The sequence below is a fragment of the Mycobacterium asiaticum genome, assembly GCF_001673365.1.
Classification (GTDB): Bacteria; Actinomycetota; Actinomycetes; order Mycobacteriales; family Mycobacteriaceae; genus Mycobacterium; species Mycobacterium asiaticum_A.
Genome location: NZ_LZLS01000198.1, coordinates 1 through 12768 on the forward strand (window position 1 = coordinate 1; position 12768 = coordinate 12768).

11 protein-coding genes and 1 pseudogene are annotated in these 12768 nt (G+C 66.1%); 9 read left to right on the plus strand and 3 right to left on the minus strand.

The window, feature by feature from the left end; all coding sequences use genetic code 11:
- Positions 1-204, minus strand: a pseudogene (locus A5634_RS23085) (AMP-binding enzyme); the annotation flags it as partial.
- Positions 205-556: 352 nt separating this feature from the next.
- Here A5634_RS23085 and A5634_RS23090 point away from each other — a divergent pair.
- The 4 genes from A5634_RS23090 to A5634_RS23105 all read left to right on the plus strand — a co-directional run bounded on the left by A5634_RS23090 (position 557) and on the right by A5634_RS23105 (position 7052).
- Entirely contained in the window at positions 557-1339 is a 783-nt protein-coding gene (locus tag A5634_RS23090) for a PPE family protein, SVP subgroup (RefSeq protein WP_065146361.1), read from the plus strand.
- Between the two features lie 33 nt (positions 1340-1372).
- Positions 1373-2527 carry a PPE family protein gene (locus tag A5634_RS23095; RefSeq protein WP_065146362.1) on the plus strand — a complete coding sequence of 385 codons (1155 nt, stop codon included), beginning with the start codon at positions 1373-1375 and terminating at the stop codon, positions 2525-2527.
- A 91-nt stretch (positions 2528-2618) separates the two neighbouring features.
- Positions 2619-3761 carry a PPE family protein gene (locus tag A5634_RS23100; protein ID WP_065146405.1) on the plus strand — a complete coding sequence of 381 codons (1143 nt, stop codon included), beginning with the start codon at positions 2619-2621 and terminating at the stop codon, positions 3759-3761.
- A 21-nt stretch (positions 3762-3782) separates the two neighbouring features.
- A complete protein-coding gene (locus A5634_RS23105; protein WP_065146363.1) occupies positions 3783-7052 on the plus strand; it encodes an acetyl-CoA carboxylase family protein in 3270 nt (1089 codons plus the stop codon).
- A 5-nt stretch (positions 7053-7057) separates the two neighbouring features.
- Here A5634_RS23105 and A5634_RS23110 read toward each other — a convergent pair whose 3' ends face one another.
- The gene (locus A5634_RS23110) at positions 7058-7384 is read right to left on the minus strand and encodes a PE-PGRS family protein (protein ID WP_065146406.1); all 327 of its coding nucleotides are present in this window, start codon (positions 7382-7384) and stop codon (positions 7058-7060) included.
- A gap of 83 nt (positions 7385-7467) precedes the next feature.
- On the opposite strand from A5634_RS23110, the gene A5634_RS23115 reads away from it, so the two are divergent.
- The 3 genes from A5634_RS23115 to A5634_RS23125 are packed head-to-tail and all read left to right on the plus strand — an operon-like array spanning position 7468 to position 10537.
- Positions 7468-8244, plus strand: a complete 777-nt coding sequence (locus tag A5634_RS23115) for an SDR family oxidoreductase (protein WP_065146364.1) — start codon at positions 7468-7470, stop codon at positions 8242-8244.
- Positions 8241-9443: an acyl-CoA dehydrogenase family protein gene (locus A5634_RS23120; protein ID WP_065146365.1), complete on the plus strand. Its 1203-nt coding sequence runs from the start codon at positions 8241-8243 to the stop codon at positions 9441-9443. Before A5634_RS23115 ends, A5634_RS23120 begins: the two co-directional genes overlap by 4 nt.
- Positions 9440-10537: an acyl-CoA dehydrogenase family protein gene (locus A5634_RS23125; protein WP_065146366.1), complete on the plus strand. Its 1098-nt coding sequence runs from the start codon at positions 9440-9442 to the stop codon at positions 10535-10537. Before A5634_RS23120 ends, A5634_RS23125 begins: the two co-directional genes overlap by 4 nt.
- 23 nt (positions 10538-10560) lie before the next feature.
- On the opposite strand, the gene A5634_RS23130 is transcribed toward A5634_RS23125, so the two are convergent.
- The gene (locus A5634_RS23130; protein WP_065146367.1) at positions 10561-11298 is read right to left on the minus strand and encodes a dienelactone hydrolase family protein; all 738 of its coding nucleotides are present in this window, start codon (positions 11296-11298) and stop codon (positions 10561-10563) included.
- A 154-nt stretch (positions 11299-11452) separates the two neighbouring features.
- Between A5634_RS23130 and A5634_RS23135 the strand changes: the two genes are divergently transcribed.
- Positions 11453-12253, plus strand: a complete 801-nt coding sequence (locus A5634_RS23135) for a thymidylate synthase (protein WP_065146368.1) — start codon at positions 11453-11455, stop codon at positions 12251-12253.
- A 5-nt stretch (positions 12254-12258) separates the two neighbouring features.
- Positions 12259-12744 (plus strand): dihydrofolate reductase, encoded by a 486-nt coding sequence (locus A5634_RS23140; RefSeq protein ID WP_065146407.1) that lies wholly within the window; start codon positions 12259-12261, stop codon positions 12742-12744.
- The last annotated feature ends 24 nt before the right edge of the window (positions 12745-12768 follow it).

The following is a 12768-nucleotide window of genomic DNA, read 5'->3' on the forward strand; positions in this document are numbered from 1 at the left end:
GCCGGCGTTGCGCGGTAGAGGTGTCGTCACGACGGTGACGTACTGCGGAATCTTGTAGTCGGCGAGTTGCTCGCGGCAATGTTCCAGCACCGCCGGCACGTCCACCACGCCGTCTCCGACCAGCACCGCTCCGACCTTCTCCCCCATCACGTCATCCGGTACCGCAAGCACGCAGGCGTCGGCCACACCGGGAGCCGCGAGCAACTCGCCGACTACAAGATTCCGCAGTACGTCACCGTCGTGACGACACCTCTACCGCGCAACGCCGGCGGAAAACTGCTCAAAGGCAAACTGCGCGAACACCTGCAGTGGGGTCCCCCGCTGCGCTGATCGGATCCGGGCCGGAGCCGTCGGCAACCGCCGCGAGGAATCTCGGCGCCGCGCGCCCGATTTGGGCACCTTTACCAAATTAAAGTGACACGCTCAACTTGGCAATGTTACGAACGCGGGCGCTGACGTTACAAACCCGTTAACCCAACGCCCTCGCATCGCTCGGGGGGTGCGGACCGTCAGCGAACACGTCATCACCCGCCTGCCCTGAATACGAGGAGCCGCAATGTCATTTCTCACCGCACAACCCGAAGAGTTGGCCGCCGCAGCCGGAAAGCTGCACGCCGTCGGCGCCCAGCAGGTGGCGCAGAACGCGGCCGCGGCGATCCCGACGACTGCCGGCGTGATTCCCGCCGCCGCCGACGAGGTATCGGCGCTGCAAGCGGGATTGTTCAGCGCATACGGAGCCCTGTACCAGCAGGTCAGTGCCGAGGCAGCGGCCATGTACGACGTGTTCGTCAACACTCTCGGGACAAGCGCCGGGACATATGCCGCCACTGAGGCGGCCAACGCCTCGGCGGCGAACTCGCCGTTCTCGTCGCTTTCTTCGGCCGCAGCGACCCCCGCGCTGGGAGACATACCCGACGTGCTCGACATCGGGATCGGCAACGCAACCTCGGCCATGTCCAACCTGGTGGGATTGGGCAACGGCGGGCTCCTGCTGCCACCCGAGCAGGGCGCGGCCGCCGCCGCTGAAGCTGCCGGCGTGGAATCGGCTGCGGGACTCAGCGCGGCACCCGTCGCCGTCGGGTCGGGCGGAGCGTCCTCCGTGTCCTACGTGGGCGCGCTGTCGGCCCCTCCGGCTTGGGCCGGCCCGGCGACCCTGGTCTCGAATGTCGGCGCACCGAAGCTCGCCGGGTGGACGGCGGTCGCCTCGCAGGCGCCTCAAACGACGACGCTGCTTCCCGGCCTGCCAGGGATGGCGTCGACGAGCCGCAGCAGCGCGGGCTTTGGCGCGCCGCGCTACGGGGTCAGACCGATGGTCATGACGAAGTCGGTAGCCGGCTAACCGCTGCAAAAGACTGGAAAGGAACTGGTACCAATGGATTTCGGCTCTTTGCCCCCAGAAATCAACTCGACCCGCATGTACGCCGGGGCCGGTGCGGTCCCGCTGATGACGGCCGCCGCAGCGTGGAACGGTTTGGCCGTCGAATTGAGCACGACCGCCACCGCCTTCGAGTCGGTAATCACGCAGTTGACCACCGAACAGTGGCTGGGCCCTGCTTCGCTGTCGATGGCCGCCGCGGCGCAGCCCTTCTTGCTCTGGCTGACCTCGACCGCCGAATCCACGGCGCTGGCCGGGTCACAAGCCACGGCGTCGGCGGCCGCTTTCGAGACCGCCTTCGCGATGACAGTGCCGCCAGCCGAGGTGGCCGCCAACAGGGCGCTGCTGGCCATGCTGGTAGCTACCAACGTCCTGGGACAGAACACACCGGCCATCGCCGCCACCGAGGCGCAGTACGGCGAAATGTGGGCGCAGGACGCACTCGCCATGTACGGGTATGCCGCGTCCTCGGCGGCCGCCGGAAGGCTGAACCCGTTGACCCCGCCCGCGCAGGCCACCGACCCGATGGGCGTCGTAAACCAGGCCGCTGCAGTCAGTCAGGCCGCCGCGTCGGGTGCCGGCCAGCAGGTCAGCCTGAACAACTTGATCGGCAGCGTTCCCGATGGCGTCATGAGCCTGGCCTCACCGGCGGCGGCAGATGCGGCGGCGCTGGACACAATCGTCCAAGACATCGTGAACTTCCTGAATATTCCGTTGGTGGAGGAGACCATCAACGGCGCGGTCAATACCGGAGCCTGGTTCATGTCGGCCGGGATCGTTACCGGGGTGTTCTTGCAGCACACCCTCAGTACGCTGCCGGCTGCCGGGGCGGCCGCCGGCATTGGTCCCGCGGGTGCCGCGGCGGTGGCAAGCGCGGTGACGCCGCTCGGCGCGGGAGCCGCCCCGCTGATGGGCGCGGCCTCAGCGGTTGGTGGACTTTCGGTGCCGGCGAGCTGGTCTACCGCCGCACCCACTGTCACCGTCGCGGCCACGGCTGCCGACGGCAGTGGGTGGGCCGTACCGGAGGATGCGGCGGCGGTAGCGGGGATACCCGGCGCCCCGGGAATGGCGATGGCCGGTCGGGGCTCGGGTGGCAGCGCACCTCGATATGGGTTCAAACCCGTGGTCATGCCCAAGCAGGTCGTCATCTGACGACGGGTCCGTCGGCCGCGCAGATGGAATAATGGGTCCCTCCGACGCCGATGTGGTCGCCGATGTGCTGGACCAGGAACGGGATTGCCACGTGGATTTTGGAGCGCTGCCTCCGGAGGTCAACTCCGCGAGCATGTATGCCGGCGCGGGCGCAGGCCCGATGCTGGCGGCGGCAGCGGCCTGGAATGGCATAGCTTCGGAGATGAGCGCTGCGGCAGGCTCCTTCGCAACCATCGTCACGCAGCTGACCACCGAACAGTGGATCAGTTCGGCGTCGATGTCGATGGCGGCCGCGGTGCAGCCCCTCGTGGCGTGGTTGACCGACACTGCGGAATCCTCGGCGCTGGCGGCGTCGCAAGCCATGGCTTCGGCCGCCGCCTTCGACAGGGCGTTTGCGATGACGGTCCCCCCGCCCGCCGTCGCCGCCAACAGGGCTTTGCTGGCAGAACTGGTGGCGACCAACGTCCTGGGTCGCAACGTGCCCGCCATCGCTGCTACCGAGGCTCGTTACGGTGAGATGTGGGCGCAAGACGCGGCAGCCATGTATGAGTACGCGGCCGCATCGGCCACCGCCGGCAGACTCAACCCGTTGACCGACCCGGCGCCGATCACCACTGCGGCTGGTACTCCCAACCAAGCCGCCGCCGTTGCCCAGGCTGCTGGGACTGGTGTGAAGGCGCAAGAAGGTCTCACCAACCTGATCAGTCACGGTCCTGATGCTGTCCATAGCCTCGCCGCCCCGGCCGCGCCGGAGGGCAGCACGTCTTTGCTGGATCTGCTCAGCGAGTTTGACAAAGCCGAGCTTTGGTGGGCCGACGAATTCGACCACAATCGGGCGACTTATTGGGACTACTCCGTTGGCCAGATCGGCACGGGCGCGGACGGGGAGGGCGAAGACGCACTCGACGAAATTGGTGCCGCCCCGCAAGCCGCGACTGCGGCGCGCGCCTTGACACCAGTGAGCGTCGCGACCACGCCCATAACGGCTGGTCTGGGCAAGGCAACTTTTGCTGGCGGTCTGTCGGTGCCGGCCAGCTGGTCCAATTCGCTACCGGCGCCGGCCGCGGCTTCCGCCATCGATGGCACCTACTGGGTGGTTCCCCAGCCGGACGAATACGTCGAGGCGATGCCGCCCGCGCCGGGGATGTTTGCGATCAGCGAGACCGGTGGCCTGGGCGCATCACCCCGGTATGGCGTCAAGCCGGCGGTTATGCCCAAGCAAGGTCTGTTCTGACCGGGCCGTAACCTAGGCCGTATGCGGCTATCACCGCGCGCGCCTGCACCCGATGGCGACACGACGCTTCTCATTGCGAACCGCGGCGAGATCGCTCTTCGAATCATCCGCACGGCAACCGAACTGGGCATGGCCACCGTGGCTATCTATGCCGACGACGACGCGGAAAGCCCGCACGTGCACGCGGCCGATGAAGCAATCAACTTGCCGGGCAAGGGCGTAGCGGCCTACCTCGACCATGCCGCGGTCCTGGCGGCCGCGAAGTCCTCAAGTGCGACGATGATTCACCCGGGCTATGGGTTCCTCAGTGAGAACCCCGATTTCGCTCGATCCTGCACGGCGGCCGGACACACCTTCGTTGGTCCCGCCGCCGACGTGCTCGACTTGGTCGGCAACAAATCCTCGGCCCGTGCCGCAGCGATTGCGGCCAATGTGCCTGTTCTGGCTGCCACGGAAGGGCCGAGCAGCATCGACGACATCCGGGCGTTCTTCGCCGCGCAAGACGGCGCCATCATGCTCAAGGCGCTCGCCGGTGGCGGCGGCCGCGGAATGCGCAAGGTCGACAGCGTCGAGCAAATCGACGACGCCTACCGCCAGTGCGCCGCGGAGGCGCAACTGGGATTCGGGAACCCGGCGGTGTTCGCCGAGGTGCTACTTGGCGCCGCGCGACATATCGAAGTGCAGATCGTCGCAGCCCCGGCCGGGCATCAAGTACGTGCCCTGGCACTCGGCGATCGCGACTGCAGCATCCAGCGGCGTCACCAAAAACTCGTGGAAATCGCGCCCGCGCAAGCCATTTCCGACGATCTGCGCCGCGCGCTGCACCAGGCCGCGGCCAGACTGTGTGCCAGGGTAGGTCTACGTGGCCTGGCAACCGTCGAATTCCTGGTCACCGGTGAGGAATTCGTGTTTCTGGAAATCAATCCCCGGATCCAGGTGGAACACACCGTCACCGAGGAAGTCACCGGGACCGACCTTATTGCCCTGCAGTTGGCCATCGCCGAAGGCGCCTCCTACTATCAACTCCGGTTACCAGCTGGAATCGCTTCGGACGGAATCGAAGTCATCGGCGAACCCGCCGCACGTAGCGGTATCGCTATCCAGGCCAGGGTGAACATGGAGACCTTCGGGTCCGACGGGTCCGTGCTGCCCAGCGCGGGCACCCTGACGGCATTCACTCCGCCCAGCGGTCCGCGCGTACGGGTGGACACGTACGGTCGCGCGGGATTGGCGCCCAGTCCGAGCTACGACTCGCTGCTCGCCAAGGTCATCACGCACGTGCGGGGGACGTCGTTTCCCGCCGCGGTCCGCAAGGCGCGCACCGCGCTGGGTGAGTTCACCATCGAGGGCATCGGGACAAACATCGATCTATTGCGAGAGTTGTTATCCGACAGTCAAGTTCAGTCAGGTGTGGTGACAACGGACTTCCTGGACGAGAAGCTTCCCGAGTTGGTGGCCGCCGCCACGACCCATCAACAGCAGCATCAGACCCGCGTTGCGGTGGAGCTCTATCCCGGCGAAGAAGCGCTGCGTGCGCAATTGGCCGGTACGGTTATCGAGGTCGCGTCCGATGGCGCGGAGGTCGGCGCCGGCGGGCAGGTCGTGGTGCTTGAAGCGATGAAGATGCAACACGTCCTGGTCGCACCCGATGCGCTGCGCACGGTCCGCGCCCTGGTGACGCCGGGCCAGGTCGTCGGCACCGGAGACCCACTGGTGGTCTTCACCCGAACAGGAACCGATTCCGCGGGCGAAACAGATTCTGGGGCAACAGATCTCGACCGAGCCCGGGAAGATCTGGACGAGGTTCGGCAACGACACCTGATCACCCTCGACGAGGGACGCGAAGCCGCAGTAAGCAAGCGGCACAAACAGGGTCGTCGCACCGCCAGGGAGAACATCGCCGACCTTGTTGATTCCGGTAGCTTCGTCGAGTACGGGGCTCTTGCCATCGCCGCCCAGCGCAGCAGGCGCTCCGAAGAGGACCTGATCGCCAACACCCCCGCCGACGGTCTGGTCGCCGGACTGGCGACGATCGGTGCGGATCGATTCGGACACAACGCAGCCGAGGCCGTCGTGGTGTCCTACGACTACACCGTGCTCGCCGGCACCCAGGGCATGCGCAACCATGCAAAGACCGATCGCGTCTTTGAACTGGCAGCGCGAAAGCGGTTGCCAATAGTGCTGTTTGCCGAGGGTGGCGGTGGTCGGCCGGGTGATACCGACGTGGGCGGCATGGCCGGCCTGGATGTACCGACCTTCCGGATGCTGGCGGGCCTGTCCGGGCAAGTGCCGCTGGTGTCGATCGTTTCGGGGCGGTGCTTCGCCGGAAACGCCGCTCTGGCGGGCGTTTGCGATGTAATCATCGCGACGCCGGATGCCAACATCGGGATGGGCGGTCCGGCGATGATCGAGGGCGGCGGCCTCGGCGTATATCCGCCGGAGGCGATCGGCCCGATCGATGTGCAGCGCCGCAACGGCGTGGTGAGTCTGGTAGCCCGCGACGAATCGCATGCGGTGTCGCTGGCCAAGCAATACCTGGCGTACTTCCAGGGCAGCGTCGACGATTGGACGGCGCCCGACCCGCGGCTGGCCCGACATGTGGTGCCCCAGAACAGGTTGCGCGCCTACGACGTGCACCGGGCGATCGAAGCGATCGTCGACGTCGATTCTGTGCTGGAACTACGCTGCGACTACGGCGTCGGCGTCGTCACGGCACTGGTTCGGGTCGAGGGTGTGGCATACGGCTTGATTGCCAACAGCAGTCACCATCTCGGCGGCGCGATCGACGCCGAGGCGGCTGACAAGGTCGGTGACTTTCTCACCCTTTGCGAGTCGTTCCGGCTGCCGATCATCTCACTTTGCGACACACCCGGATTCATGGTCGGCCCCGAAACGGAAAAAGATGCGGCGGTGCGACGATTCGGTCGGATGTTCATCCTCGGGGCACAACTGACGGTTCCGTTCGGAATGATCATCCTGCGCAAAGGTTATGGCCTGGGCGCGATGGCTATGGCCGCCGGATCTTTCCGCGCCACGCAGTTCACCGTCGCGTGGCCTACCGGCGAGATCGGCGGGATGGGTCTGGAAGGCGCTGTACGCCTCGGTTTCAGTAAGGAACTGGCCGCCACCGCGAATGAAGTTGAGCGACAAGCGCTTTTCGACAAACTGGTTGCCGCTGCTTACCAACACGGAAAGGCGTTGCGCGCCGGCACCACGTTCGAGCTAGACGACGTCATCGACCCGGCAGAGTCCCGGGCCTGGATTACCAGGCTCCGGGCACCCTGTCGGTAGGAGACTTACGCGTGGCCGGAGCCGCAACCGACACCGGGGAGGCAACCCTCGCCGCCCGGAACGCCGCCCGGACCCCAGAACTGGCCGCCGTTACCGCAGCCAACGCCCGGGATGCAGCCCTGGCCGCCAGGACCGCCGTTAGGGCCGTTCTCGACCCCGCCCGAACCGCAGTTGCCGTTGGGATCGCAGCCACCACCGCCCGGATCCAGCGGAATGAAGTGCGTAATGCCGGTGCTGGGAGCGCTCGGGCCCGTCGCACCAACGTCGGCTGAGGCAAGTGGCGCCGCAGCAATCGCTGTAGCGACAGCCCCGGCCACCACCAGTGGTTTCATGAGGTTTAGTTTCGCTAACATGCCTGTCCCATACCACGGGCGCCAGTATTCAAACCTTGTATGAAAGATCGGGCGTATCGAAAATGAGTTCTTTGGATCTGACCGGCCGCACCGCAATCGTCACGGGCGCCTCGCGGGGCATCGGATTGGCGATCTCACAGCGTCTAGCCGAAGCCGGTGCCAACGTCGTTCTCACTGCCCGCAAGCAGGAGGCGGCGGACGCGGCCGCCGCGGAGGTTGGTGATCGCGCCATGGGCGTTGGGGCGCACGCCGTCGACGAGGACGCCGCGCGCCGTTGCGTCGACCTCACCGTCGAGCGCTTCGGGCGGGTGGACATCTTGATCAACAACGCCGGGACGAATCCGGCTTATGGGCCGCTGATCGACCAGGACCACGCCCGTTTCAACAAAATCTTCGACGTCAACCTTTGGGCCCCGCTGCTATGGACGTCGCTGGTCGTCAAATCGGGCATGGGCGAGCACGGCGGCGCCATCGTCAACACCGCCTCGATTGGCGGCATGCACCAGTCGCCCGCCATGGGAATGTACAACGCCACCAAGGCGGCCTTGATTCACGTGACCAAGCAACTGGCGCTGGAACTTTCGCCACGCGTTCGCGTCAACGCGATCGCCCCGGGCGTGGTTCGCACCAGGCTTGCCGAGGCACTGTGGAAGGACCATGAAGATCCGCTGGCGCAATCCATCGCGCTGGGCAGGATCGGTGAGCCCGACGACGTCGCGGGCGCAGTGCATTTTCTGGTTTCGGACGCGGCGAGCTGGATCACCGGTGAGACGTTGGTTATCGACGGCGGCCTGGTGCTCGGCCCGGCGCAGGGCTACCAGTCCGGAGGCGGACAGTGAGTACCTCCGTAAGTGAAGTCGACGTAGACGCGCTGGTACAGACGCTGCTGGACGAGCACGATCCGGCCACCACCCCACCACAGGAGTTCCTCGGCGCGCAGTACGACGCGGGCCTGGCCTGGGTGTACCTGCCGGTCGGTTTCGGTGGATTGGGGCTGACGCGCAGCGCGCAGGAACGTGTCGATTTGCGGTTGGCTGCGGCGGGCGCGCCGATCGGTGGGACGGTGAAGAACTACATCGGGATGGGTATGGCCGCGCCGACCATCGCCGCATTCGGAACCGATGAGCAGAAGCGAAAGTTCCTGCGCCCGTTGTTCACTGGTGAACAGATCTACTGTCAGTTGTTCAGCGAGCCCGGTGCCGGATCGGACCTGGCAGCCGCCGCCACCCGCGCCGTGCGAGACGGCTCAGGAAACGGCGACTGGATTGTCAACGGGCAGAAGGTCTGGACGTCCCAGGCCCAGCACGCGCAGATGGCGATCCTGGTCGCGCGCACCAATCCTGACGTGCCCAAACACGCCGGCTTGACGTATTTCCTGTGCGACATGACCCAACCCGGAGTAGAGGTCCGGCCGCTGCGCCAGATCACCGGCGAGGCGGAGTTCAACGAAGTCTTTCTCACCGACGCCCGGGTGCCCGACGCCAATCGTCTCGGTCCCGAAGGCGGTGGTTGGCGCGTCGCGACCACCACCCTCAACAACGAGCGCATCGCCATCGGTTCGCGGGCCGGCGCCCCGCGCGAAAGCGGCCATATCGGGAAGGTCACCAAGGCGTGGCGCGACGACCCGGCGCTGCGGAATCCGGCGATGCACGACGATCTGATGCGGCTATGGGTCGAAGCGGAAGTGCTTCGGCTCACCGGTGAGCGCTTGCGGCAGCAGGCGGCCACGGGACAGCCGGGACCGGAAGGTGCCGGCATGAAGATCGCCTTTGCCCGTATAGCGCAAGCGATTTCGGGCTTCGAGATCGAGCTGAGCGGCGAAGCTGGTCTGAGCTACGACGATTGGACGTTGCGCAGACCGGAAACGGTCGACCTGATCGGCCGCGAGGCCGGTTACCGGTACCTGCGGGCCAAAGGCAATTCGATCGAGGGCGGGACTTCAGAGATCCTGCGCAACACCATCTCCGAGCGAGTGCTGGGCCTGCCAGGCGAGCATCGCGTCGACAAGGCCGTCGCCTGGAAGGACCTGCCCCGATGAGCGCGGTTAACCTGCTCTACTCCGACACCGAAGATGCGTTGCGTGACAGCGTTCGGCAGTTGTTCGCCGAGCGTTGTCCGCTGGAAAAGGTTGTGCGGGCCTATGATTCGCCGCCACCAGACTTTTCCGGCGTATGGCGCACGCTGGCTACCGAACTCGGGATGGCGGGTTTATTGGTGCCCGAGTCCCTGGGCGGTGCGGGGGCAACGACGCGTGAGGCCGCGGTCGTCATGGAGGAAATCGGACGGGCCGTCGCGCCGGTGCCCTTCTTATCCAGCGCAGTCCTGGCCACGGTGGCACTGACGACCGCGGGTGACACGGAAGTGGTCTCGGCCCTGGCCGCTGGTGAGCTCACGGCCGCACTGACGGTGCCGCTGTCCACCGCGCCGTGGGAAGCGGTGGGAAAGGTAAGTGCCGGGTCCGATGGCTTGAGCGGCGAGGTCACCAGCGTCGCAGGCGCCGCCGAGGCCGACGTGCTGGTGGTGCCGGTGGTTGGAACCAGCGGGCTCGAACTGCACACCGTCTCGCGCGATGACGCCGCGGTGCAGGTGTCGCCGATCTTGGCTCTCGACATGACCAGACCCCTTGCAAACGTGCGCTTTTCGGACGCGCCGTCGTCTCGCGTGGGCGACGGCTCCGATGCCTTGATGGCGGCACTGCAGACCGGCGCGGCCTTGCTGGCCTCCGAGCAGCTCGGGCTGGCGCAGTGGTGCTTTGAGACCACACTGGCCTACACCAAAGAACGCAAGCAGTTCGGCCGCGCCATCGGCTCCTATCAAACAATCAAACACCGACTGTCGGATCTGTGGTTCGAAGTCAGCTCGGCAGCGGCAGCAGCCCGCTATGCCGCCGACACCAGTGCTCGCGGCGACGACGACGCAGCCGTCGCGGCATCGCTGGCCCAGGCCTATTGCAGCGGCGCGGCCGTGCACGCCGCGGAGGAGTGCGTGCAATTGCATGGCGGCATCGGAATGACCTGGGAATATCCCGCGCATCTTTTCCTCAAGCGCGCCAAGAGCGATCAGTTGGCGTTCGGCACGGGCTATCGGCACCGCTCGCGGCTGGGCGAACTGGTGGATCTGCCCGTCACCTAAGCCGCGGCGACTTCTCGCGTCAGCTAGGTGAGCGTCGCGCCGAAAGTTTCGGTCATCGCGGCCCAGTGCCGTTCGTCGGCAGCCGGGTCGTAGGGCGGGTTGTCGGGGACGGCGAACCCGTGACCGGCGTTGTACCACTCGATGCGGTGCCGCACGCCGGCCGCCGTGAGCGCCTTGCCCAACTGCTCGGCGTGATCGGCGGTGAACGACTGGTCGTTTTTGGCGCCACCCACGTAAACCAGCGCTTTCATCTGATCGGCCAGCAGGTGCGGGCTGTGTTCGTTGTCGGTCACCAACCCGCCGCCGTGGAACGATGCTGCGGCCGCGACCCGGTCCGGTAGGCGGCCGGCCAGCACCACCGAGATGCGCCCACCCATGCAGTAACCGCACACGCCGAAACGCTCCCCGCTGACTTCAGGGCGACCGACCAGGTAGTCGAAGAAAGCGTTCGCGTCGCGGGTCACCCGGTCCGGTGTCAAGGTGCCGATCATGAACATGATCCGCGCGCGTTCCTTGGCGTCGCCGAATGCGGTTGACATGTCGAACGGAGTCCAATCGCCCTCCCGGTAGTACACGTCGGGAAGCAGCACGGCATAACCGAAGCCGGCCAGCTTGGCCGCCATCTGGTCGAACGTGTCGCGCACGCCGCCGGCGTCGGGGAACATCACCACCCCGGGCCAGGGTCCCGCGCCGTCCGGGGTGTACAGCGCGATGTTGCAGGTGCCGTCGGGTGTGGTGACACTGTCGGTAATTTTCGGCATGGCACCCGTTCTACTCCTTGTGATCGCCGCGGGGCCAGATGGCGGCGACCCGCCGCGCCCGGCTTCGCCGCGCTTGCGATCGCCGCTAACCCAAATGGCGGCGACCCGCCGCGCCCGGCTTCGCCGCGCTTGCGATCGCCGCTAAGCTGACCGCGTGCCGATTGCGACGCCGTATGAAGATCTGCTGCGTCTGGTGCTCGAAACGGGTACCGCCAAATCCGACCGGACCGGCACCGGAACCCGCAGCCTGTTCGGCCAGCAGATCCGCTACGACCTGTCGGCCGGTTTTCCGTTGCTGACCACCAAGAAAGTGCATCTGAAGTCGGTAGTCTACGAGTTGCTGTGGTTCCTGCGCGGTGACTCCAACGTCGGCTGGCTACAGGAGCACGGAGTCACCATCTGGGATGAATGGGCAAGCGAGACAGGAGATCTCGGCCCGGTATACGGGGTGCAGTGGCGATCCTGGCCAACCCCGAGCGGGGAACACATCGACCAGATCAGCGCCGCACTGGAACTGCTGCGCAGCGACCCGGACTCCCGGCGCATCATCGTGTCGGCCTGGAACGTCGGCGAAATACCGCAGATGGCACTGCCACCGTGCCACGCGTTCTTCCAGTTCTACGTCGCCGACGGCCGGCTGAGCTGTCAGCTCTACCAGCGCAGCGCCGACCTCTTCCTCGGGGTGCCGTTCAACATCGCCAGCTACGCGCTGCTCACACACATGATGGCCGCTCAGGCCGGCCTTGAAGTCGGCGACTTCGTTTGGACCGGGGGCGACTGCCACATCTACGACAACCACATCGAGCAGGTCGGGCTGCAATTGCAGCGCGATCCTCGGCCCTATCCGGAACTTGTTCTAGGGCATAGGGATTCGATCTTCGACTACACCTACGACGACATCGTCGTGAAGAACTACGATCCGCACCCTGCGATCAAAGCGCCAGTAGCCGTATGACGCGGATGGCCGGATTGGGCCTGGTCTGGGCCCAGTCGACGTCTGGCGTGATCGGCCGCGGGGGTGACATTCCGTGGCGGGTGCCTGAAGATCTGGCACATTTCAAACGACTCACCTTCGGTCACACGGTGGTGATGGGCCGACGAACGTGGGAATCGCTACCACCTGTGGCCAGACCGCTGCCGGGTCGCCGAAACGTCGTAATGAGCCGTCAACCTGACTTCGTGGCAGACGGAGCCGATGTGGTCTCGTCGCTGGAACAGGCCCTGACCGAGCCGGATACCTGGGTGATCGGCGGCGGTGAGATCTATGCGCTCGCGTTGGCTCAGGCAACGCGATGTGAGGTCACCGAAGTCGAGGTCGATCTACCGCGCGACGACGAGGACGCTCTTGCCCCCGTGTTGGACGAAACATGGCACGGCGAGACAGGGGAGTGGCAGGTCAGCCGCTCGGGTTTGCGCTACCGGTTTCACAGCTATTCCCGGCCCTGAGCGGCCGCACCAGCGCCGACGGTA

Coding starts and splice junctions, on each gene's coding strand:
- A5634_RS23090 (WP_065146361.1), top strand. CDS start 557: ATGTCATTTCTCACCGCACAACCCGAAGAGTTGGCCGCCGCAGCCGGA.
- A5634_RS23140 (WP_065146407.1), top strand. CDS start 12,259: ATGGCCGGATTGGGCCTGGTCTGGGCCCAGTCGACGTCTGGCGTGATC.
- A5634_RS23125 (WP_065146366.1), top strand. CDS start 9,440: ATGAGCGCGGTTAACCTGCTCTACTCCGACACCGAAGATGCGTTGCGT.
- A5634_RS23115 (WP_065146364.1), top strand. CDS start 7,468: ATGAGTTCTTTGGATCTGACCGGCCGCACCGCAATCGTCACGGGCGCC.
- A5634_RS23130 (WP_065146367.1), bottom strand. CDS start 11,298: ATGCCGAAAATTACCGACAGTGTCACCACACCCGACGGCACCTGCAAC.
- A5634_RS23095 (WP_065146362.1), top strand. CDS start 1,373: ATGGATTTCGGCTCTTTGCCCCCAGAAATCAACTCGACCCGCATGTAC.
- A5634_RS23105 (WP_065146363.1), top strand. CDS start 3,783: ATGCGGCTATCACCGCGCGCGCCTGCACCCGATGGCGACACGACGCTT.
- A5634_RS23110 (WP_065146406.1), bottom strand. CDS start 7,384: ATGAAACCACTGGTGGTGGCCGGGGCTGTCGCTACAGCGATTGCTGCG.